This is a genomic window from Janthinobacterium sp. Mn2066, from assembly GCF_049319705.1.
In the GTDB taxonomy this organism is placed as follows: Bacteria; Pseudomonadota; Gammaproteobacteria; order Burkholderiales; family Burkholderiaceae_D; genus Janthinobacterium.
Map to the genome: position 1 here is coordinate 40,758 of NZ_JBMOUF010000015.1, position 22,644 is coordinate 63,401.

At 59.4% G+C, this 22,644-nt stretch carries 19 protein-coding genes; 8 read left to right on the top strand and 11 right to left on the bottom strand.

The genetic code is table 11. The annotated features are described in order from the left end of the window. Window positions 1-85: 85 nt before the first annotated feature. The 9 genes from ACL9RI_RS24560 to cphA (ACL9RI_RS24600) all read right to left on the bottom strand — a co-directional run bounded on the left by ACL9RI_RS24560 (window position 86) and on the right by cphA (ACL9RI_RS24600) (window position 12,934). Window positions 86-442 carry a hypothetical protein gene (locus tag ACL9RI_RS24560; protein ID WP_422729097.1) on the bottom strand — a complete coding sequence of 119 codons (357 nt, stop codon included), beginning with the start codon at window positions 440-442 and terminating at the stop codon, window positions 86-88. A gap of 77 nt (window positions 443-519) precedes the next feature. Beyond that, a complete protein-coding gene (locus ACL9RI_RS24565) occupies window positions 520-609 on the bottom strand; it encodes a bacteriocin (protein WP_422729098.1) in 90 nt (29 codons plus the stop codon). A gap of 1,181 nt (window positions 610-1,790) precedes the next feature. Beyond that, window positions 1,791-2,360: a hypothetical protein gene (locus tag ACL9RI_RS24570; protein ID WP_422729099.1), complete on the bottom strand. Its 570-nt coding sequence runs from the start codon at window positions 2,358-2,360 to the stop codon at window positions 1,791-1,793. After that, window positions 2,357-4,603 (bottom strand): protein kinase domain-containing protein, encoded by a 2,247-nt coding sequence (locus tag ACL9RI_RS24575; RefSeq protein ID WP_422729100.1) that lies wholly within the window; start codon window positions 4,601-4,603, stop codon window positions 2,357-2,359. The genes ACL9RI_RS24570 and ACL9RI_RS24575 overlap by 4 nt, the downstream gene beginning before the upstream one ends. Window positions 4,604-4,825: 222 nt before the next feature. After that, on the bottom strand, window positions 4,826-6,157 hold the full coding sequence (locus ACL9RI_RS24580) for an aspartate aminotransferase family protein (protein WP_422729101.1): 1,332 nt from the start codon (window positions 6,155-6,157) through the stop codon (window positions 4,826-4,828). Window positions 6,158-6,215: 58 nt separating this feature from the next. Then, complete coding sequence (locus ACL9RI_RS24585; protein WP_422729102.1) at window positions 6,216-6,491, bottom strand: hypothetical protein; 276 nt, start codon at window positions 6,489-6,491, stop codon at window positions 6,216-6,218. Window positions 6,492-6,564: 73 nt separating this feature from the next. Continuing rightward, window positions 6,565-7,860 (bottom strand): DUF945 family protein, encoded by a 1,296-nt coding sequence (locus ACL9RI_RS24590; protein ID WP_422729103.1) that lies wholly within the window; start codon window positions 7,858-7,860, stop codon window positions 6,565-6,567. 270 nt (window positions 7,861-8,130) lie between these two features. Then, window positions 8,131-10,701: a cyanophycin synthetase gene (gene cphA, locus ACL9RI_RS24595; RefSeq protein ID WP_422729104.1), complete on the bottom strand. Its 2,571-nt coding sequence runs from the start codon at window positions 10,699-10,701 to the stop codon at window positions 8,131-8,133. 55 nt (window positions 10,702-10,756) lie between these two features. Further along, a complete protein-coding gene (gene cphA / locus ACL9RI_RS24600; protein WP_422729105.1) occupies window positions 10,757-12,934 on the bottom strand; it encodes a cyanophycin synthetase in 2,178 nt (725 codons plus the stop codon). A gap of 465 nt (window positions 12,935-13,399) precedes the next feature. On the opposite strand from cphA (ACL9RI_RS24600), the gene ACL9RI_RS24605 reads away from it, so the two are divergent. Together ACL9RI_RS24605 and ACL9RI_RS24610 are read left to right on the top strand one after the other, a co-directional pair. Further along, a complete protein-coding gene (locus ACL9RI_RS24605) occupies window positions 13,400-15,682 on the top strand; it encodes an ABC transporter ATP-binding protein (RefSeq protein WP_422729106.1) in 2,283 nt (760 codons plus the stop codon). 2 nt (window positions 15,683-15,684) lie between these two features. Beyond that, window positions 15,685-16,155: a DUF1854 domain-containing protein gene (locus tag ACL9RI_RS24610; RefSeq protein ID WP_422729107.1), complete on the top strand. Its 471-nt coding sequence runs from the start codon at window positions 15,685-15,687 to the stop codon at window positions 16,153-16,155. A gap of 7 nt (window positions 16,156-16,162) precedes the next feature. On the opposite strand, the gene ACL9RI_RS24615 is transcribed toward ACL9RI_RS24610, so the two are convergent. Continuing rightward, the gene (locus ACL9RI_RS24615; RefSeq protein WP_422729108.1) at window positions 16,163-17,053 is read right to left on the bottom strand and encodes a LysR substrate-binding domain-containing protein; all 891 of its coding nucleotides are present in this window, start codon (window positions 17,051-17,053) and stop codon (window positions 16,163-16,165) included. 161 nt (window positions 17,054-17,214) lie between these two features. On the opposite strand from ACL9RI_RS24615, the gene ACL9RI_RS24620 reads away from it, so the two are divergent. From ACL9RI_RS24620 to ACL9RI_RS24640, 5 genes are all read left to right on the top strand, one after another. Then, window positions 17,215-17,760 carry a sugar ABC transporter gene (locus tag ACL9RI_RS24620; protein ID WP_422729109.1) on the top strand — a complete coding sequence of 182 codons (546 nt, stop codon included), beginning with the start codon at window positions 17,215-17,217 and terminating at the stop codon, window positions 17,758-17,760. A 7-nt stretch (window positions 17,761-17,767) separates the two neighbouring features. Next, window positions 17,768-18,088, top strand: coding sequence for a hypothetical protein (locus ACL9RI_RS24625; protein ID WP_422729110.1), 321 nt, complete (start codon window positions 17,768-17,770; stop codon window positions 18,086-18,088). Window positions 18,089-18,107: 19 nt separating this feature from the next. Next, window positions 18,108-18,965: an MBL fold metallo-hydrolase gene (locus ACL9RI_RS24630; protein ID WP_422729111.1), complete on the top strand. Its 858-nt coding sequence runs from the start codon at window positions 18,108-18,110 to the stop codon at window positions 18,963-18,965. Window positions 18,966-19,054: 89 nt separating this feature from the next. Next, window positions 19,055-19,537, top strand: a complete 483-nt coding sequence (locus tag ACL9RI_RS24635) for an antitoxin Xre-like helix-turn-helix domain-containing protein (RefSeq protein ID WP_422729112.1) — start codon at window positions 19,055-19,057, stop codon at window positions 19,535-19,537. Continuing rightward, window positions 19,534-20,004, top strand: coding sequence for an RES family NAD+ phosphorylase (locus tag ACL9RI_RS24640; protein WP_422729113.1), 471 nt, complete (start codon window positions 19,534-19,536; stop codon window positions 20,002-20,004). The genes ACL9RI_RS24635 and ACL9RI_RS24640 overlap by 4 nt, the downstream gene beginning before the upstream one ends. Window positions 20,005-20,007: 3 nt before the next feature. On the opposite strand, the gene ACL9RI_RS24645 is transcribed toward ACL9RI_RS24640, so the two are convergent. Then, window positions 20,008-21,522, bottom strand: a complete 1,515-nt coding sequence (locus tag ACL9RI_RS24645) for an AMP nucleosidase (protein ID WP_422729114.1) — start codon at window positions 21,520-21,522, stop codon at window positions 20,008-20,010. Window positions 21,523-22,039: 517 nt separating this feature from the next. Here ACL9RI_RS24645 and ACL9RI_RS24650 point away from each other — a divergent pair. Beyond that, on the top strand, window positions 22,040-22,639 hold the full coding sequence (locus ACL9RI_RS24650) for a TetR/AcrR family transcriptional regulator (RefSeq protein WP_422729115.1): 600 nt from the start codon (window positions 22,040-22,042) through the stop codon (window positions 22,637-22,639). Window positions 22,640-22,644: the final 5 nt, after the last annotated feature.

Sequence of the window (22,644 nt, forward strand, 5' to 3'; positions counted from 1 at the left end):
TTGCCTTACCCTGCCTGGCAGCTACTTTTTGTCACGAGAAATTGTAGTAACTTGGTGGAATATTTTTTAAGTATCGGATATAAAATCAAATTTGTTTATTTAACTGGGCAAGGGAAGTCATAAAAAGTACGGCGCTCAAGGCGACCATCGGCCCTGAAAAAGTACGTTCTGCAGGAATCAGAAGAAAGTTAAAACTGCCCATGAATAAAAGTACCAGCGTACTGAGCTTGATGACCTTCTTGAGCTCAGCTGTTTGCTCTGCTGGTGTTCTCCATATATAAAAAATGGATATCAATTCACATAGCACAAGCGCCGCTGCCGTCAGCTTGGTGACGAGTTCTGACTGTCCAATTAATTGATCAAGCATTGGTAATGCCAGGCAGAAAATAAAAAACACGACCAAAATAGTATGCAAACTGATAAGGATTTTATTTTTATACATAGTTATCGATTTTTAATCCTGTTTTATATTTTATGTTGATATGGGGCTGTGGTTATTAGCAGTTTGTGATGAGATATTTAATTCCAACCAATCGTTCCGCCAACTGAACTTTCAGGCATATTACCGCCTGATACTTCTTCTAATTCATGTGTGTTTAATTCTTGCATGCTATCTTCCTTAGTGTGATGATTTAAGTTATAGATTCAGGATATGTGTATCGTTGGCTTAATTTCATCCTAATGAGCCACCTACGGAGCTTTCAGGCATGTTGCCGCCAGATATTATTTCGATTTCTTCAAATATTAATTCTTGCATTTTTTCTTCCTGATGTGCCAGATGGATCACAGTAGACCTGCCATTAATGCAGCTTTGGCCAGGTATAAATATACTTAGTCAAAAATATGTATCACTATCAGTGTGCGTGATCGATAATGTTAAGGAGATGGATTAAAAATCTACCTCTGATATCGGATTTTCAGTTCCAGTCCCAAGATCCACCAACTGAACTTTCAGGCATATTGCCGCCAGATACTTCTTCTATCTCATGGGCGTTTAATTCTTGCATTATATTTTCCTTGGAGTTAAATATTAAGGCTATGAATTTCAGAAGTTTGATCCAGGTAGTTGCGAATATCGATGGATTAACCCATGTCTACCGTGCCACCAACTGAACTTTCAGGCATATTTTCGCCAGATATTTCTTCTATTTCTGTTGAAGTTAATTCCTGCATGAATTTCCCCATGATTCCTAAAGAATTTTAATTGATAATACACGAATGGTAGATATGGTATTTGTATTTATGCCTAAATAAACTAACCCAAACCTAGGGAGTCGCCGACAGAGCTTTCAGGCATGCTGCCGCCTGATACTTCTTCTATCTTATTAGCGATTAATTCTTTAGTATTGATTTTCTATCAATAATATGATTGCCCTTAGTCAGTTGCTCGACTTACTGATCTCAAGGGAATTTTATTTCTGAGCTTAAAAATTAAATTTTGACCGAACCTCCTACGGATACTTCCGATATCAGTCCTTCATATAATATCTAAATTTCATAAATGTTTAATTAATAATTTTATTTTAGTTCATGCCACTATCGCCGCCAACCGAAGTTTCTGGCATGAGTCCACCGGATACTGCTTCGACTTCTTCAAAGTTTAGTTCTTGCATGTTTTTTCCTTGGAATTCTAATTGGAATAGATCTGCCAAGCTTCAGCCTGGTATAAGTATATTGAGTCTGAGAGCGTCTGCGCGAGTGGTAAAGTTAAGGGATAACTCTATCTGGAAAGAAACCCTTATACGGATATCTGCTATTCATAATTCATGGTGCTAACGTATAATGAATCGTTAACCCAAACCCCACGCGTCGCCGACGGAGCTTTCTGGGTCAAAGGAAAAGACGCGCAACTCGGGCTGTACGCCTTCGCCGCGCATGATGCGTACAGTAATGACGAAGGATAATTCCCAGCGGCCCGTTGCATAGCCTACGTCCAGATTGTGTTTCCATTCCTGACGGATACGGCGCAGTGGCGGCAAGGCAGTGTTTTCTGATTCACCCAGCAATACTTGAGCTTCAAAGTCTAGTGGGAAGCTATAAGTTGCGCCAATAGCCTGCAGGAATGGTGATGGCGGTGCATAGACAGTCGGAACATTGGGCCCGATTTGCGCCAGTTGTGGCACGGTAATAATGCAGCAGTCGACGATCTGGAACGACGTGAAACCGCTCTCTTTAGAGCCACAACAAGTGACATCCAAGTACACATGTTGTCCTTGCTGGAAGTGTACGCCACCCATATAGGGACCATGGCGTGGGTCTGCCGTGCCGTCGCACGAGGTGAAGTTGTAATCAAGTTGATTGGTTATCTGGTCTACGTCAAAATGTACGGATAATTTCATCCAAGGGCTGACAGGCGTCATGTTCTAAGATCTCTTTTCATATTGGTAATAAATTGCTGATAGCGAGAGTCTCGCCGGAGGTTCAACAGATCGGGAGCTGATTCGATCAAATTGAGGGGGTAGCCGAGCTTGGCCGCTTCCTGCAGTGCAGCCAACGCGGCCTTGCGGTTGCCGATTAATTCGTGGGTCAAGGCCGCTCGGAATTGGACATCTGGAAGTTGAGGGGCTATAACGAGTGCTTTCTCAACCCTCATCAGTGCTTGCTTTGTTTCGCCAACATAGGCTGAAAACAGAGCCATACGCGAGTTGGCTGTTACATCGTCAGGCATACGAGCCAAGATGGGAGTTAATAGTTCGATAGCGCGCCGATAGGAGTGCTGCGACGCTTCCATTTGCGCAGGTACCCAACGCTGCGCATCAGCAAGATTAGCCCATAATTGATAAAATCCTGGATTGCCATTGCTGGGTAATACGGCCTTTTCAAACGCTTGTACTGCACCCAGATAGTCTGCCCTGGCAAATAATGATGTTCCTAGATTGCTGTATAGCTCCCAGTGCGGCTGAAACTGCAGACCTTGTTGTAGCACGCGCAAAGCTTCATCATTACGATTGAGGCGCAAAAGAACTGCGTTCAGATACCCATACGCGCTGGTCGAACGTCGATCAAGCTCTATACTTTTGCGAAATGCCTGCTCTGCTCCGAGGTAGTCTCCCTGCCGATATAGCATGGTTCCCGTTAGCATTGGAAGTAACCGTTCCTTTGGATACAGTATTATTGCGTCATCTAACACGTTTTTTGCCAATTCAAATCGCCTCATCTGAATTAATTGTCGTGCTTTGCCCAGAAGTCCCAGTAGATTTTGCGGATCCAAATTCAATGCTCTAGTTGTTGCTTTGAACGCTTCTTCTCGCTTACCTTGAAATTCAAGTACCCAAGCATGTGCTACGTGAGACAGTGCTAATTGGTTGTCCAGCATAAGGGCCTGTTGTGCGCTAGCGTCGGCGCGTTGTAGCCACGTATCATCGCGGCCATTACCGACATAGCGCAAAGCTAACGCCAAGGAGAGACCTGCGGAGGCGGCGGCGCTGTCTGGATTGTTTTTTAGAACGGCAGTGAAAAGCTCAATTGCCTGTTCCTGGCTGCTATCGCGATCAAACACCCGCAACGCCTCCATCCCGGCTGCCATGCTGGCCATTTCCGAATATGGCTCGGGTGCTTTCTCGCCTGTAATCAACGATTTCACGACAGGCAGCACATTCGGTAATTGCCAGCCTGCCAGTACCGCCAGCAGCGCGATAGCCGCGCCCCATTTCAGGGTGCGCTTGCGGGGGATGGGCAGGTGGATGGAGACGGTGGCTGGTAGCTCATCTTTTGTCGCTGCCGCTGCCGTTTCAACGATAGGCACGGACTGCGTTGCCGCTTCCCCGCGTTGCGCTCCGATCGCATCGCGTACGTCGCGCATGGTGCGTGGGCGGTCGGCCGGGTCGTGCGCCGTCATGGCGCGGACCAGGGCGTTGATGGCGGGCGGGACGGTGTCGGGCAGGTCTGGCCAGGGTTCTGTCGCCTGCATGTGGGCGGCGGCCAGGGCCAGGCCGTTCAGGTGGGCGAAGTGGCGCTGGCCGGCCAGCATTTCGTACAGCATCGCGCCCAGCGCGTAGACGTCGCCGCGCGTGTCGGGCAGGCGGCCCATCAGGCGTTCCGGTGCCATGTAGGCGATGGTGCCCTGCAAGTCGCACAGGGCGGTGGTTTGCGTGGCTTGCGGGTCCATATGGCGGGCCAGGCCGAAATCGAGGATGCGCACCTTGCCGTTCGCTTCCAGCATCAGGTTCGATGGTTTCAAGTCGCCATGCACCAGGTCCATGGCGTGTGCCTCGTCCATGGCGTCGGCGATCTGGTAGGCGATATCGAGCGCTGCTTCCACGGTGGCTGCGCCGCTGTGCATGAATTGGCCCAGCGTCTGTCCCTCGACCAGTTCCATGACGATGGATTGGCCCGTGCCCTGGCCCTCGATGGAAAAGATGCGCACGAAGGCGGCATGGCGCAGCGAAGCGGCCAGGCGCGCTTCATTGATGAGTTTTTCGGGATGCAGTACGTCGGCTTGCGGCTTGAGCCGTTTCAGTGCCACGCTGCGGCACAGCCTGGCGTCCCAGGCTTCGAATACATGACCAAAACCGCCTTCGCCCAGCAAGCGGCGCACTTCATAATGCTCGCTGATGTTACCGTCTTGCAGCGGGGGCTGACGCAGGGGATCGAGCAATTCCATATACCTTGGCTGAGAATGCATCAAGATGTGCAGCAAGCATCGAATATGTTCGAATGCACAAGATGATTGATTTTAAGTAACACACTGATTTAAAACGATTGTTTCGAATAAGTCAATTAATATTGGCAAGGAATGAACAAAAGGCGTTGTTGGGCTGTTTTTTGGCGTGCCGCTGCACGCTACCAGCGCGCAGCGGCGGCGATTGATGACGTGCGGGCGGTGTCAGTGGAGATTGACCAGGCTGGCGTCGATCGCCGTGCCCAGTTTGTCGACGATTTCTTCGACATGGCCGGCGTTGATGATGTAAGGTGGCGCCAGCAGCACATGGTCGCCGTGCAGGCCGTCGATGGTGCCGCCCATGGGATAGCACATCAGGCCCGCCTGCATGGCTTGCGCCTTGATGCGCGCGTGCAGGCGCAGGGCGGGGTCGAACGGCTGCTTGCCGGCGCGTTCGCGCACCAGTTCGAGTCCCAGGAACAAACCTCGGCCACGGATGTCGCCGACGTGCGGATGGCTGCCGAAGCGCTGGCGCAGACGCTGTTGCAGCAAGTCGCCCATGGCCCGTACATTCGATAATAAGTCGCGTTGTTCGATTTGCTGTTGCACCGCCAGCGCGCAAGCGCAGGCGGTGGCGTGGCCGATGTAGGTGTGGCCGTGCTGGAAAAAGCCGGTGCCGGCACGGATGGTGTCGCGGATGTCGTGCGACACCATCACGGCGCCGATCGGCTGGTAGCCGGCGCCCAGGCCCTTGGCGACGCAGATCAGGTCGGCGGTGATGCCTTCCTGTTCGCAGGCAAACAGGCTGCCCGTGCGGCCCATGCCGCACATCACTTCATCGAGGATGAACAGGATGCCGTGGCGCTGGCAGATGGCGTGCATATGCCTGAAGTAGCCGGCCACGGCGGGCAGGGCGCCGGCAGTGGCGCCAACCACCGGTTCGGCGATGAAGGCCATGACATTTTCCGGACCCAGTGCGACGATATTGTCTTCCAGTTCCTGTCCCAGGCGCGCCACATAGTCGCCATCCGTTTCATGCTTTTGCTGGTCGCGCCAGGCGTAGCAGGGCGCCACGTGCGTCACGCCGATCAGCAAGGGTTCGAATTGCTGGCGGCGCCAGGCGTTGCCGCCGGTGGCCAGCGCACCCAGGGTGTTGCCGTGATAGCTCTGGCGGCGCGCGATCAGGTGGCGACGCTGCGGCTGGCCCCGTTCGACGAAATACTGGCGCGCCATTTTTAATGCGCTTTCCACCGCTTCCGAACCGCCCGAGACGAAATACACGCTGTCGATGCCGGGCGGCGCCCTTGCCACTAAAAAGTCGGCCAGTTCTTCCATCGGCTGGGTGGTGAAGAAGGCGCTGTGCGCATACGCCATGCGTCCCACTTGCTGCTGCACGGCAGCGATCACGGCCGCATCGGAATGGCCGAGACAAGATACGGCCGCGCCGCCGCAGGCGTCCAGGTAGCGCTTGCCATCGGCAGCGATCAGATAGGGACCATCGCCACCGGTGGCGATCGGGTAGTTGCTGCTCAGGCTACGGTGGAAGACATGGCTCATGGGCTGCTTTCGGTGAGTTTGGAGTGTTATACCTTCACATAAAACATGGGATGTTGTATCAATACAGCGGTGCATCGCGGCTGCTGCCCATTCTTGGCCGCAGACGGGCAAACAAATGCGGGGCGGCACTTTGCCGGCGCGGTCCTGTGGTCAGCACGCGCAAGGCCGTTTCCAGCGCCACGTCATGGCAATGCAGGAACAGGGCGGCGGCGCCCGTGCCCGCCATTTCCTGCAAGGCCAGCGCATGCTCCACCAGCGCGGCCGTGCGCATGTCCAGCCGCGCCGGGATGTCAGGGGAAAATAGTGTGCTGTCGACGGTGTAGATATTGCCCATGGGCACCTCCTCACTAGCCTTCAGCTTAGGTGGGAAGTGCCCCATGGTATTGAGTCAAATCAACTCCAGCGTATTACTGTGCCGGCAGATTCTCAGGCTGTGCCTGGTCTTTCACGGCGGTCGCTTGCGGCGACAGCTGCAGCGGCTTGCCGCCCACGGTCAGCTTGGCATCCTGCATGACGAGGGTGGCTAGCACCACGCCCTTGTCGATACGGAGATAGCCTTCCTTGACGAGTTTTGCCAGTGTCTCATCAATGACTTTGCCCGCCGGCATGACGTCCTTGGTTTGCTGTCTGGCGGCCACTTCGGCGGCGACTTCTTCTCCTATGGCGTGAATCAGCGGCACCGGCACGCGCACGTCGAGTTTCAGCAAGACTTTTTGCACGATTGCGGCGGGATTGGCGAAATCATCAGCGCTCAGTCCCTTGAAGCTCAAACGGCCCTTGACGGCGGCGCGGTAGCCGCGGAAGCTGGCGCTCAGATCGTCGAGGATAAACGTGCCGCCTTTGCGGAATACCTCGATGCCGACATGGCGGATGATGCTCGATACGTGCTCCGGATCCATGGTCTGCGGCGTAACGCCCTCGCTTTGTGCGACGGCCTTGGTCATTTCAGCGACGCTGGCCAGGTCCAGGCTGGTGAGGCGCAAGCCCAGCTTGAACTGGTCTATCTGCTTGCCGCCGGCCTGGATGCTGCCGATGTTGAGGCGATAGCGCATCTCATCAAGCTTGCCCGTCTTGACGATATCGTTGATGTAGCGGACGTCGCTGAACAGCACGGGGCCGCCGTTTCTCGGCGAGATCAGCGCGCTGCCCATGCTGTTGCTTGTCGAGCCGTAACTGACGCCGTTCTTGTGCGTCGTGAAGTTGCTGTCGAATCTCATGTCACGTAACAGCAGCGTTGATATCTGGGGACCGGAAGTCATGGTCAGGGCAGGCCAGTTGCCGTTCATCACGATGTTCTGCTTGTTGGCGCTGACGCGCATGCGCAGGGTGGCGGCGGGGAACCTGATGCGCGCGCCATCGCTATCGAGGGCGTCCAATGCTGACAGGGTAGCGACATACGATGTGGCCCCGCCAGGCAGTTGCGTGCGCTCGGTATGCACCGGCTGTTCCGTGCCGAAGACGGCTTTCAGTTGCGCGGTCGTTTCTGGCGTAAAACTGAGCGGCGATTCCAGCACGTGCGCCCAGTTTTCCTGAGGACCGGCTTTGTCGCGCAGTTCCTTGAAGACGGCCAGCCATAGCGTCATGAACTTGCCCGGCTGCGGCGATGCGCTGGCCGCAGCCACGGCGCCTGGCGACGGCGTTTGGGCAGGAATAGTACCGGGTTGCAACACAGGGGTGGCGCTGGCATACGTCACCAACAACATGCTACTGCACAGGGCAAGGCGGGAAAAGAATGGGGTCACGGACGGCCTGAAGAAAAGCGGTGGATGGATAGCGCTGTGCCGAGACATTGCGCTGGGATAAGAAACAAATAATTATCCATTTTTTGCAATAAGTTGTCACTTGGAAATGGTTTCTTTGCATCGATAGTTAACTTAATTAATGAGCTAAGTTAATGAGTGACTTAATGAGATGCAAAATGAGAGACAAAAAAAACGGCGCCCTCAGGCGCCGTTGGTCGGGAGCAGCAGGGATTACGCTTCTGCCACGCGCTGGGCGATATGCGCCAGCGCTTCTTCCACCTGGTCGATCAGGATCAGGCACAGGTCGCCTTCGTTCAAGCGCGCCAAAGCCTTGTCGATGGCGACGAATTCGCCGTTGATTTCATCGATATGGCTGGTGCGCCTGGCGCCGTTCAAGCCCTGGCGCAGCAGGGCCACCACTTCGCCGTCGGCGCGGCCGCGCTGGCATTGGTCCTGGTACAGCAGCACGTCGTCGAAGGCGGCGCCGAGGATTTCCGTCTGCTGGCGGATGTCTTCGTCGCGGCGGTCGCCAGCGCCGCTGATCACCACCGAACGGCGCTTGGCAGGCATGCTTTCCACCGCCTGCACCAGCGCCAGGATGGCGTCCGGATTGTGGCCATAGTCGGCGATCAGCGTGGCGCCCTTGTAATCGAAGACATTGAAGCGGCCAGGCGCATTGTCGTTCTCGTTGGCGAACGATTTCAAGCCCCTGGCGATCGCATCCCAGTCCAGGCCCACGGCCCAGGCAGCGCCCAGCGAGGCCATCACGTTTTCAACCTGGAAGCCGATCGCGCCATTGCGCGTGATCGGTACTTGCGACAACGGGATTTCATGGCGCTGCTTGCCTTCGGCGGCCACCAGCTTGCCGTCTTCCACATACACCACGCGGTTGCCCTGGGCGCGGTGGGCGGCCATCACAGGATGCGTCTTGTCGGCGGCGAAGAACGTCACCGTGCCGTTGCAGTTTTTCGCCATGCGGGCGACGGCCGGATCGGTGGCGTTCAGCACGGCCACGCCGCTGTCGGAGACGTTTTGCACGATCACGCGTTTTAATACCGCCAGGTCTTCCACGGTGGTGATGTAGTTCAGGCCCAGATGGTCGCCGGCGCCGATATTGGTCACCACGGCCACCTGGCAGCGGTCGAAGGCCAGGCCTTCGCGCAGCATGCCGCCGCGCGCCGTCTCGAATACGGCGGCATCGACGTCAGGGTGCAGCAGCACATTGCGCGCGCTGCGCGGGCCGCTGCAGTCGCCGCTGTCGATCTGGCGGCCTTCGATATACACGCCGTCCGTATTGGTCATGCCGGTGCGCAGGCCGGAAGCCGTCAGCAAATGGGCGATCAGGCGCACGGTGGTGGTCTTGCCGTTGGTGCCGGTGACGGCAACCACGGGAATGCGGCCATCGTCGCCTTCTTCGAACATGGCGGCGATGATCGCTTCGCCGACCGGGCGTGGCCGGCCAAACGATGGCGCCAGGTGCATGCGCAAGCCTGGCGCGGCATTGACTTCAACGATGCCGCCATTTTGCTCTTCCAGCGGTTTCAGGACGCTGTCGGCCACCACGTCCACGCCGCAGATATCGAGGCCGACCATGTGCGCAGCCGCCACGGCGCGGGCCGCCACTTCCGGGTGCACGTCGATGGTGACGTCGGTGGCCGAGCCGCCTGTCGACAAATTGGCGTTATTGCGCAGGATGATGCGCTGGCCGACCGGTGGAATCGAATCGGCCACATAACCCTGCTTGGCCAGGCTGGCCAGGGCGATGTCATCGAAACGGATTTTCGTCAGCGAGGTGGCGTGGCCACTGCCGCGGCGCGGGTCCAGGTTGACCTGGTCTACCAGCTGGCGCACCGTGTGCTGGCCGTCGCCCACCACTTGCGGCGGGTCGCGGCGCGCTGCCGCCACCATCTTGTTGCCGATCACCAGCAGGCGGAAATCGTGGCCCGGCAAATAGCGTTCGACCAGGATATCGTCGCGGAATTCCTGCGCCGCGATAAAGCCGGCCGTCAGCTGTTCGCGGGTGGTGACGTTGACCGTCACGCCCTTGCCCTGGTTGCCATCCTTGGGCTTGACGACCACCGGCAAGCCGATTTCGCAAGCTGCCGCCCAGGCGTCGTCCGCGTCGATCACCACGCGGCCTTGCGGCACCGGCACACCGGCCGAATCCAGCAGTTTTTTCGTCAGTTCCTTGTCCTGTGCGATCGCTTCGGCAATCGCGCTGGTGCCGTCCATTTCGGCGGCCTGGATCTTGCGCTGCTTGCTGCCCCAGCCAAAGGTCACCAGGCTGCCTTCGGTCAGGCGGCGGAACGGAATGTTGCGGGCCACGGCGGCGTTGACGATGGCGCCCGTCGATGGACCGAGGCGCACGTCTTCGTCCAGGTCCTGCAACTGCTGCAGGGCGCCAGGCAAGTCGAACGGCGCGTCGTCCAGCGCGGCGCGGCACAGCTGCTGCGCCAGTTCCAGGGCCAGGCGGCCCACGTCTTCTTCCGAGTATTCGACCACCACCTGGAAGATGCCCGTTTCCAGGGTCGGCGTGGTGCGGCTGAAGGTGACGGGGCAGCCGGCTTGCGCCTGCAGGCCCAGCGCCGCCAGTTCCAGCACCTGCGCCATCGGCGCGGCGTTGTAGTTACCCAGTGGCTGCAGCGGGCTCAGTTGCGGGAAGAGGTTGCGCAGGCGCGCCTCGAATCCAGGCAATTGGGCGATGTCGAGTTCCTGCGTGGTGCAGGACACAATGGCTTCCACGGCGGTGTCGTGGCTCCAGAGGTTAGGGCCACGCAAGGCCCGTACGCGAGATACTTCCATAGTTAAACCATTAATCCTGTTGTGTTCTTGGGGCCCGGCATGCGCCGGGCTCAGTTTAGTTACCGGTGCTGCCAGGCGCTGCATCGAAAGTACGCAGGCCGGCGCAGATCAGGTCTGCCGACAGTTCCAGCGCCCAGGCGGCAGCCACGGCGGCCAGCACGCTGTCGACCTGGCCGGCGGTAGCCGGTTTCAGCAAGTCCAGGCACAGCAGCACGGTTTCGATGCCGCCTTCGGCCAGCACGATGTGGTGCTCGCGCACGAAGGCTGCACGGCGGCCGGCCGCCAGCTGTTCGGTGATGGCGGGCAGGCTGCCATCCTGGGCGTACAGGGTCACCGTGCCATCGCACAGGTCGGCCAGTTCCAGCACCTGGGCGTCGTTGGCGTTGAGCACGGCCACGCCGGTCGACAGCACCACGTCGACCTGGCTGCGTACCACCTTGTACAGCGCGTCGGCGTCCAGCACGTCGAAATCCTTGACGCTATCGAGGCTGCCCATGTCCGTGACCACGCCCACCTGGCAGCGGTCATAGGCCAGGCCTTCGGCCAGGATCATGCGTGGATTGCTTTCAAACACGGCCGCCTGCACGCTGCGGTTGATCAGCAGGCGCTGGCCCGCGTCCCAGTTCACGCAATCGCTGCTGGTGACGCGGCGCTGGTCGAGGAACATGCCTTCACTGCAGACGGCGCCCGTGTGCTTGCCCGACAGGCTGAGCAGCTTGGCCAGCAGGCGCACGATCAGGCTGGCGCCTTGCGTGCCCGTTACGCCGACCAGCGGAATGCGGCCCGTCTCTTCCTCTGTGAACAGGTGATCGACGATGGCCGTGCCGACCGGGCGCGGTTTGCCCACGCCAGGCTTGATGTGGGCCAGCAGGCCCGGGCTGGCGTTGACTTCGATGATGGCGCCGCGCTGCTCTTCCAGCGGACGCGTGATGTCGGTGGTGACCAGGTCGATGCCGGCGATGTCCAGGCCGACTACGCGCGCAGCCAGCAGGGCCGCATGCACGACCGATGGGTGCACCTCGTCGGTGACGTCGATGGCGACGTTGCCGTTCGGCTGGATCAGCACTTTCTGGCCGGCCTGCGGCACGGACAGGGCGGTCATGCCCTGGCGTTCCAGTTCCAGGATGACTTCGCCCGATTCATGCGGTTTCACCACGCCCAGCGGGAAGTCTTCGCCTTCGCCACGGCGCGGATCGGTATTGATCTGCGTGTTGACCAGGTCCAGGATGGTCGAGACGCCGTCGCCTTCGATCCACAAGGATTCGCCCTTGGCGGCGGCCACCAGCTTGTTGCCGACCACCAGCAAGCGGTGTTCGTCGCCCGTGATGAAGCTTTCCACCAGCACGGCCGAGCTGTCGCCCTTGCGCGCGGCCAGTTCGTAGGCGGCTTTCACGTCCGCTTCCGTCATCAGGTTGAGCGACACGCCACGGCCATGGTTGCCGTCATACGGTTTCAAGACCACCGGCAAGCCGATATCCTGCGCTTCTTCCCAGGCCGCTTCGGCGCTGCGCACCAGGCTGCCATCGGGCACGCGCACGCCGCACGATTTGAGCAGCGACTTGGTCAGGTCCTTGTCGCTGGCGATGCCTTCGGCAATCGCGCTGGTGCGGTCCGTTTCGGCCGTCCAGATGCGGCGCTGTGCGGCGCCGTGGCCCAGTTGCACCAGGTTGCCGTCGCTCAGGCGCAAGGATGGAATGCGGCGTTCGGTGGCGGCGTCGACGATGCTGGCCGTGCTCGGACCCAGGCAGCGCGAATCGACCATGTCGCGCAGCGGCACCAGGGCCGCTTCCAGGTCGAAGGCTTCATCGTTGATGGCGGCCAGCAGCAAGGTGCGGGCGGTGTCGAGCGCAGCGCGGCCGACCTGTTCTTCACGCGTGCGGAAGGCCATCTTGTAGACGCCGCGCTGGCTGGTCGAACGCGTCTGGCCGAAGCCGGTGCGCATGCCGGACAGGTTTTGCAATTCCAGCACCACGTGTTCCAGCACGTGGCCGGCCCAGGTGCCGTCGCGCAGACGCTCAAGGAAGCCGCCCCGTTCACCCACGCCGCAGCGGTGCTCGATCAAGCCTGGCAGCCAGGCGATCAGCCGCTCGTACAGGCCGGGCAGGGTATTGGAGGGAAAGTCTTCCAGTTCGCCGATGTCGACCCAGGCTTCAATCACCGGGCGGTAAGTCCAGATGTTGGGGCCGCGCAAATGGGTAATGCGGAGAAAATCGATGTTCTTCTTCTTGATCATGTAAGTGGTTTCTTGATAACAAGCCAGGCGTCTGGGCGCCAGATACTTTATAGGGTGGCTTACAGAGACTTTTCAGGCTCGTGCTGTGTTCTTTATCCCGGGTATGCGCAGTGTGCCACTTTTGGCGGCCTTTTGTCGCGTTTGCTGATTGTATTCTGACTCTAGTTGCTATTTTTTATTGTCATCATTGTTATAAAGTTAGTGTTTTTGCCAGAATAACCAGCATTTACGCAACAGCGAGCTGTTGTATACTTGCAAAAGCACAGCGGTGTCTGATTATTTCTTGCGTCTTTGCCTATTCAATTTCTGATCGGCACGCATCCATTCGATACAATACAGGAACTGCCCTGGCAACCCGCCAGCCGCCACCGCGCAATACCAAAATACAAACATGGATCGGGCGAAGCCCCATCCCCCAAAATCCCGCCCCTGAGGGCCAGGCCTTGAGCCGGAGTATGCTTTACGATGACAACTGAACTGAGTGTTCCTGCAACAACCATTCCTGCCAACTCCTCACCGACAACGCTGTCAGAAACGTGGCTGACGGAGGTGGAAAAAAATCTTTCTCCAGGGGAGAACGTTTTAACTAGCGTTGAGGTTGACCTCGATGCACGATTACGTTTCACAAAAGGCTTAATAGTTGTTACCGAGAAGCGTCTGTTAGCGCTCGCTCCCGGTGAAAGCGAGTGGAAAAGCTGGTCTTACCGTTCTGGCCTGCGCCTGACGCATCATGACCACGCCGGTGTCGGCCACCTGGAGTTGCTCGATGACCATGGCCGCCTGGCTTCCTGGCGTTTTACCCTGGGCCAGAACCTGCATGCCATCCGCGTGCTGGAACAGTTCGTCGAGCGCCTCGACAGCCATCTGACGGGCTTGCCCGTGGTGGTGGCCGAACAGGAAGTGTGCCCCAGCTGCAAGGCGCCTTTGGAGCCGGATCAGGAAGAATGCCCGATCTGCGCCAAGGTGCTGCATACCCCGCCATCGACCTGGACCCTGCTGCGCCTGTGGCGCTTCGCCCATCCCTACCGTGGCCAGCTGGCGCTGGGTTTCCTGTTGATGCTGCTCAGTACCGGCGCCCACATGATCCCGCCCTACCTGACGGCGCCACTGATGGACAATGTGCTGATCCCGTATCAGAACGGCAAGCATATCGACCCTTGGCTGGTGGTCTACTATATGTGCGGCCTGCTCGGTTCAGCCTTGCTGGCCTGGCTGCTGGGCTGGTGGAAAACCTATATCCTGGCGATCGTCTCCGAACGCATGGGCGCCGACTTGCGCTCTGCCACCTATGAACACCTGATGAAACTGTCGCTGGAGTTTTTCGGCGGCAAGCGCACGGGCGATTTGATGTCGCGTATCGGCAGCGGTAGCGACCGCATCTGCGTGTTCCTGTCGCTGCATTTGCTCGATTTCGCCTCCGACGTGCTGATGATCATCATGACGGGCGCCATCCTGTGGTCGATGAACCCGTGGCTGGCCGTGATGACCCTGGCGCCGCTGCCGTTCATCGCCTGGATGATCCACCTGGTGCGCGACCGCCTGCGCACCGGTTTTGAAAAGATCGACCGCGTGTGGAGCGAAGTGACCAACGTGCTGGCCGATACCATTCCCGGCATCCGCGTGGTCAAGGCGTTTGCCCAGGAAAAGCGCGAAGCGGCCCGCTTCCGCGACGCCAATGCACACAACCTGGCCGTCAACGACAAGCTCAATAAAGTCTGGTCGCTGTTCTCGCCGACCGTATCGTTCCTGACCGAGATGGGGCTGCTGGTGATCTGGTGCTTCGGCATCTGGCAATTGTCGCGCGGCGAAATCACCGTCGGCGTGCTGACCGCCTTCATCGCCTACAGCACGCGTTTCTATGGCCGCCTCGATTCCATGAGCCGCATCGTCTCCGTGACGCAAAAGTCCGCTTCGGCCGCCAAGCGCATCTTCGACATTCTCGACCATGTATCTAGCGTGCCGGAACCGGCCAATCCGGTCAAGCTGGATAAAGTGGAAGGCCGGATCGATTTGCGCGAAGTCGGTTTCCGTTATGGCAACCGCGCCGTCAACCGTGGCATCACGCTCAATATCAAGGCCGGTGAAATGATCGGCCTGGTGGGCCACAGCGGTTCGGGCAAGAGCACGCTGGTCAACCTGATCTGCCGTTTCTATGACGCCTCGGAAGGCGCGATCCTGCTCGACGGCGTCGACATCCGCTCGTTCGCCGTGGCCGACTACCGCCGCAATATCGGCCTGGTGCTGCAGGAACCCTTCCTGTTCTTTGGCACCATCGCTGAAAATATCGCCTACGGCAAGCCGCACGCCACGCGCCAGGAAATCATCGCCGCCGCGCGCGCCGCGCATGCCCACGAATTCATCCTGCGCCTGCCGCAAGGCTACGACTCGATGGTCGGCGAGCGGGGCCAGGGCTTGTCGGGCGGCGAACGCCAGCGCATCTCGATCGCCCGCGCGCTGCTGATCGATCCGCGCATCCTGATCATGGATGAAGCGACCTCGTCGGTGGACTCGGAAACCGAGAAGGAAATCCAGAAGGCGCTCGATAACCTGGTGCAGGGCCGCACCACGATTGCCATCGCGCACAGATTGTCTACCCTGCACCGGGCCGACCGCCTGGTGGTGCTGGACCGCGGCCAGGTAGTGGAAGTGGGCAGCCACGATGAACTGATGGCGAAAGAGGGCGCCTATTTCCGCCTCTACGAAGCGCAGGCGCGCAACGCCGAACTCGCACTGGAAGACAAGGAATAAGCATGGCCAGCACCACATTTACATTGACGCGCGATACTTTCGGCAAGCTGGTGATGACGGCCGAAGACGGCCAGGTCTACCACGGCGTGGCGCCCGTGCGTGCCTTCCCCATCCAGTCGCCGAACGAAGGCATTTCGCTGGTCCAGGGCGACGGCAAGGAAGTGGCGTGGATCGACCACGTCGACACCCTGCCGGAACCGGCCCGCACGCTGGTGAAGGAAGAACTGGAAGGGCGCGAATTCATGCCCGAGATTTCACGCGTGGTCAGCGTCAGCAGTTACGCCACGCCGTGCACCTGGCAGGTGGAAACGGACCGCGGCGCAACCCACTTCGTGCTGAAAGGCGAGGAAGACATCCGCCGCATCGGCGCCACCTCGCTGTTGATCGCCGACAGCCACGGCATTCATTTCCTCATCCGCGACATGTTCGACATCGACAAGACCACGCGCAAGATCCTCGACCGCTTCCTGTAAGCGGCATTCAGGGCATGGCCGCTTGCGCTTCCTCAAGCAGCCATGACGCAAAGGACTGCAGTGGCGGGGCACTCAAGGCAATCGGCTCGGGCAGCACCAGGCAAAACTGCTTGCTGATGGTGTTCCCATCGGGCCAGGGCGCCAGCAGGCGGCCTTGCCGGAGTTCTGCCTCGATATACAGGCGCGGCACCAGGGCCACGCCCAGTCCGGCCAGCGCCGCCTCAATCAACATGCCATGCAGGTCATAGCGGGGGCCGACCGCCGGGTTGGCCAGCGCGATGCCGGCCGCCTGGGCATAGTCTTGCCAGGCGTCCGGATTCTGGCGCCGGTGCAGCAGTGGCAAGCCATCGAGCGCAGTGCCGGGCGCTGTGTCGAGCAGCGCCGGGCTGCAGACGGGCACCAGTATTTCCTCCAGCAGAAGATGGCGATGCATGCCCGCCCACGCCGGATGCTCAAAATGAATCGCTGCGTCGAAACCGCTGCCGGCCAGCACAAACGGTTCCATGCGTTCGGCGATATGCACGGTAATGTGCGGTTGGCGGTCCTTGTAGCGTTTCAGGCGCGGAATCAGCCAGCGGCTGGCGAAGGTGGGCAGCGCGGCGATCTCGATACTCGCGCCGTCGACTGGCTGCCCCATCAGATACAGGCTGTCCCGTTCCAGCCGGTCCAGGATTTCGCGCACCTGCAGCGCGTAGCGCGCGCCGCTGGGCGCCAGCCGCACCCGGTTGCCCACGCGCTGGAATAGCGTGACGCCCAGGAACTCTTCCAGGCGGCCTATCTGGCGGCTGATGGCCCCCTCGGTCAGCGACAGCTCTTCGGCGGCGCGGGCGAAGCTGCCATGCCGCGCTGCGGCCTCGAAGGCCATCAGCGCAGCATTGCTGGGAACCTTACGCCGCATGGCTTGCTCCAGAGTGGGGAGTGACGGCAGCTTGAGTAAAAGTCATGGAAGAGTGATTTTATATCGCTATATACGGTGAAAATTCCATCTTATCATTACCTTGCTGCAATAAGCGCATGCGAGTTGCGGCGCCTTGCCCATCTTTCGCAAAGGATAATGTGATGATTTACACCGTCGAATGCAGCTTTGCCGATCCCGCTAGCGAAGCCCAGTGGAACGACTTTTATAGCCTGGAAAAACTCCCCGCGCTGATTTCCGTGAGCGGCTTTCACACCTCGCAGCGCTTCCAGGCGCTCAGCGATGGTTGCCCCACTTATCTGGCCATGCACACCATCGATGGCCTCGATATCCTGACGGGCGAGGAATACCGTCATCAAGGCGGCGGCAACTTTGCCAGCTGGCAGCAACACATCACGGACTGGCACCGCAACCTGTACAGCGATATTGGCCTGGCGCCCGCCGTGAAGGCAGACGAATGGCTGGTGTTGTGCAGCACAGGCCCGGAACCGTTGCTGGCGCTGGGACTGCATCCTTTGGCCATGCACGCCGTGGCACTTGAAAAATTTCCGCCGCAGCGCTGGCTGGCAAGCTTGCCCCGGCAACAGGCGCCGCTCGCGGGGACTTTGCCAGAAGGCATCTTTTTATATGCACCGATGACGGAACAGCTGAGGAGTTCCAGTCTCGGCCAGGCCGAACAAACGCGATAGCTTCGCCATGCCCAATCTCACTTTTTATATTGCTGCGGAGCATATGCCGTCCGACCGGAACCTGGCCCTGCTGTCGCGCGACTGCGTCGAGCTGTGCACGCGCGTGCTGCACGCGGCCAAGGACAAGGTGCATATCATGTATGTCGAGGTGCGCCCGGGCCATGGCCATCCGGTGTTTGCAGAACTGCTGTACCGCGTCGAGCTCTATCGCACGCCTGCCGTGATGCAGGCATTCATGGAAGGCCTGGACAACGCCATCGTGCGCCACACGGGCCTGACGGCGCGCATACGTTGCTTTGCTTCTCATGCCATCGATGCCCGTCACTGAATCATTTTTAGAGAAAAACATGTCCAACTTTCCTTTTCCCAGCCAGCGGGCAGGCGATTTCACGGTCACCGCGATCAGCGATGGCTATCTGTCCGCCAGCCTCGATGTCCTGTCCAATATCACCGCGTCCGACGCTGCCGGCATGCAGGGCGCCGCAGGGCAGGCGGCGCCTGGCGCCGTGCATATCAATTGCTATATCGTGCGTGGCATGGTGCATGGCACGCAGCGCACCATCCTCATCGATGGCGGGGCGGGAGGCGTGAAGCAATGGGGCGGCCGCCTGCGCGACAATTTATGGCTCGCCGGCATAGATCCCCTGGAAATCGACACCATCCTGCTGACCCATGCGCACCCCGATCATGTGGGCGGCCTGGTCGATCCTGCCGGACAGATCGGTTTTCCCAATGCGGAACTGGTGGTGCATCAGCGGGAGCTGGCGTTCTGGGACGATGACGGCAATCTGAGCCGGGCCAGCGAGCGCGCCAAAGGCAACTTTGCCATGGCGCGCCGCGTTTTCGACGGCTATCGCCAGCAGCTGCGAACTTTCCGGGACGGTGAGGTGCTTCCCGGCATACAAGCGATGCCGCTGGCCGGGCACACGGAGGGGCATACGGGATATCTGTTCGCATCGCAGGCGCAGAGCTTGCTGGTCTGGGGCGATATCGTACATTTTCCGCACATCCAGATTGTGCGGCCGGACGTATCGATTGCGTTTGACCAGGATCCTGCCATGGCGGCCACCACCCGTTCACGGCTGCTCGATATGGTGTCCTCGGAAAAACTGCTGATCGCCGGCATGCATTTGGGCGAGCTGGGCTTTGCACGCATCCGGCGCAGCAGCGGGACCTATGGCTTGCATTACGAAACGCAGGAGTAAACGCAGGCTTGAGCTAAAGCATCTGGCCATGCATTGATGATTGCAATTTGCCTCACTTGATCTAGTCTGGTGTCTTAAAGGAGAGAGTCATGGCTAATTCCAAGATGCAAGATCAGTCAGCCTCGGCCCGCCAGAGCATGTCGCTGTATGAAAGCATGGCGCCGTACGGGATTGATACGCAGGCGCGCATCGCGTTGATACGGCAAGGCATACCGGCCTCGGCGATCAGCCGCCTGTCGGCACGCATGGGCATGAGCAAGGAGTTGCTGCTGTCCAGCCTGGGCCTGTCGCGCGCCACCATCAGCCGCAAGGAAAAAGACGCTGGCCTGTTGTCGAAAGATGAGTCGGAGCGCGTGCTGGGGGTCGAAATCCTGATCGGCATGGTGCAGGAGATGGTCGTGCAATCGGGCGATCCCGCCGGTTTCGACGCGGCACGCTGGCTGGCGGACTGGCTGAGCCGGCCGCTGCCTGCACTGGCCGGGGCGACTGCGGCAAGTTATATGGATACCTTTGAAGGGCAAAGGCTGGTGGCCGACTTGCTGTCCATGAGCCAGAGCGGGGCCTATGCATGAGCGTGCTATGGCGTATCGCCCAGGAGACGCCAACGTACACTGCCCGTGATCTGGGCGGCGCCGGCGCCAGGATCACGGGCGGGCGCTGGAATAGCAAGGGGGTACCCGTCGTGTATTGTTCCACCAGCATCGCCCTGGCGATACTCGAAACCGTCCATGGCCTGTGTAGCGGCATCCTGCCATTCAATCGTTACCTGGTGCGTATCGAGATTCCCGATGCGGTGTGGGTGGCGCGCCAGATCCTCGACTTGCCACCCGGTGGCTGGGACGCCATACCGGCAGGCATGTCGTCCAGGGCGGCTGGCAATGGCTGGATCGCGGCGCGCAAAAGCGCGCTGCTGATGGTGCCGTCCGTGATCGTGCCCGGCGAATACAATGTCTTGCTCAATCCCCGCCACGCCGATGCTGGCGCGATCACCGCCAGCACCGTCAAGCGCTGGATCTACGATCCGCGCTTTTTTCCTTGAGCGTTATTGGAACGCCACCTCCGCAAAACTCCTTAATTTACGGCTATGCAGCCGGTCCACGCCCTGGCGGCGCAGCAGTTCCACGGCGCGGATGCCGATGCGCAGGTGCTGGTCGACCCGCTCGCGGTAAAAGTGATTGGCCATGCCGGGCAGCTTGATTTCGCCGTGCAGCGGCTTGTCGCTGACGCACAGCAGGGTGCCGTAAGGGACGCGGAAGCGGAAGCCGTTGGCGGCAATCGTGGCGCTTTCCATGTCCAGCGCGATGGCGCGGCTCTGGCTGAAACGGCGCTCGGGCGTGCGCTGCGGCAGCAGTTCCCAGTTGCGGTTATCGGTGCTGGCCACCGTGCCCGTGCGCATGATGTGCTTCAGGTCCAGCCCCGTCAGCTGCGTCACTTCGGCCACCGCCGTTTGCAGCGCCTGCTGGATTTCCGCCAGCGGCGGGATCGGCACCCACAGCGGCAAGTCTTCGTCGAGCACATGGTCTTCGCGTACATAGGCGTGCGCCAGTACGTAGTCGCCCAGGCTTTGCGTGGTGCGCAGGCCGGCGCAGTGGCCCAGCATCAGCCAGGCGTGCGGGCGCAGCACGGCGATATGGTCGGTGATGGTCTTGGCGTTGGCCGGGCCCACGCCGATATTGACCATGGTGATGCCGCTGCCGTCGGCGCGCAGCAAGTGGTAGGCCGGCATTTGCGGCAGGCGCGGCGGCGCGGCGCCCAGCAAATCGTCGCTCTCGGCTGGCTGGCCGGCGCGGCGCGTGACCACGTTGCCCGGTTCGATGAAGGCGATGTAGTCATCGTCGTCCGATGGCGCATCTGCGTCGGGCGCGTGCGCCATCATGGCGTGGCCCAGGCGGATGAATTCGTCGATATAGAACTGGTAATTGGTAAATAACACGAAGTTCTGGAAGTGCTGCGGCGAGGTGCCGCTGTAGTGGCGCAGGCGCTGCAGCGAATAATCCACGCGTGGGCCAGTGAACAGTGCCAGCGGCTGCGCTTCGCCATGCGCCGGTTCATGCGTGCCATTGGCGATGCCGTCGTCCATGGCTGACAGGTCGGGCAGGTCGAACAGGTCGCGCATGGCCAGGCGGCGGCTGGCGTCCATATTGCCTTCGATATGGTCATGCTCGGCAAACGAAAAGTGTACGGGGATAGGCTGCGCGCTGACGCCCACTTCCAGGTGCACGCGCTGGCCGCCGTTATGGTTTTTCAGCAGCAGCGTGAATTGGTCGAGATAATAATCATCAAACAGGTCGGGGCGGGTCAGGGTGGTTTCAAACACGCCGGGACCAGCGACAAAGCCATAGGCCAGCGGGGAGTCGGCGCGCACCACCGTGTCGGTCTGGATGCGCACGAAGGGGTAGCAGGCGCGCACGCGCTCGTGCAAGTCTTCGCCGGCCACGAAGCGTTGCAGCGCATCGCGCAAATGTTCGATGCTGCTGCGGTAAATGGCTTGCACTTGTTCCAACGCCAGGCGTGGATCATCAAAACGGGTGGAGGCAATGAAAGGGGGCGTAAGCAAGCGATTTCTCCTTTGATGTTTCGTGCATACCATTGTAAGGCAGGCTCAGGGTTTGTGTGATGCTGGCGGGTGTTGTTGAAAACAGCGGGCCGGAGACGCGAGCCTGAGAAAATGCCGATGGCGGCGTTGCAGCTCCTTGTCGTACATGCGTACTGTCTGCGTCGCTGCGCCTTGCCCTCGACATTTTTCAGGCCCGCTTGGCCCGGAGAGCCTGGGCTGGCGACTTGGGCGCATGCATGCTTCGCTGGTCGAATACGAAAAGCGGTATTTCCAACGGCTCTTGAGTGTCTAGCAGACTCGTGGCGATTCAGTTAGGCCGACTTTGATTGAGTGGACTCTCAGATGATCGACGATTCAGGCACCCATGTCGGACGACCGGTTTTGGCCGATAGCGACAACAGAGCATCGCTGATTGTTTGCATTCCTGTTCTTCTTCGTGCAGCAGTGACGCAGGTTTGACCAGGCAAGTCAGTGCATCCGACTTGACGGCATCAAATAGAATTGCTATTCTATTTGCATGGTCAGACTAGCTAAATTCAACGAAAACCACTTTATCGACAGCGCCATCGAGATTGCCGCCCAATGCGGTTTCGCGGCCGTGTCGATGTCCGCCATCGCGCTCAAGGTAGGCGCGCCGATAGGTTCCGTGTATCACCGTTTCGAGTCGCGCAGCGCCATCTTGGCGCGTGCCTGGCTGCGCGTGAAAGCCGATTTCCGCAGCGAAGTGGCCAGCCTGTGGGCGCGCGATGATGGCGATACCTGGGCCGGCGTCAACGGCTTGCTGGACTGGTGCCGCCGCAAGCCCGTGTATGCGCGCTTCCTGTTGCAATGCGAAGACACGCCGGATTTCAATGGCGCGCTGAGCGCCGAACTGATGGCCGCACTGGAAGCGGAGCAGGGCGAACTCGATGCCTGTTTCGAGCGCTGCATGTCGGCCATGGCCAGCCAGCCGGACCATCTGAACAGCACCTTGCGTTTCATGCTGATCGATGCCCCGGTAGCCATCGTCAAGCCCTACCTGACCCAGAACCTGCCGATACCGGCCAGCGCGGACGCCATGCTGCGCGCCTCGCACGACGCCGTGCGCGGCTGGGCTACTCAAACAACTCCACACTAATTTAC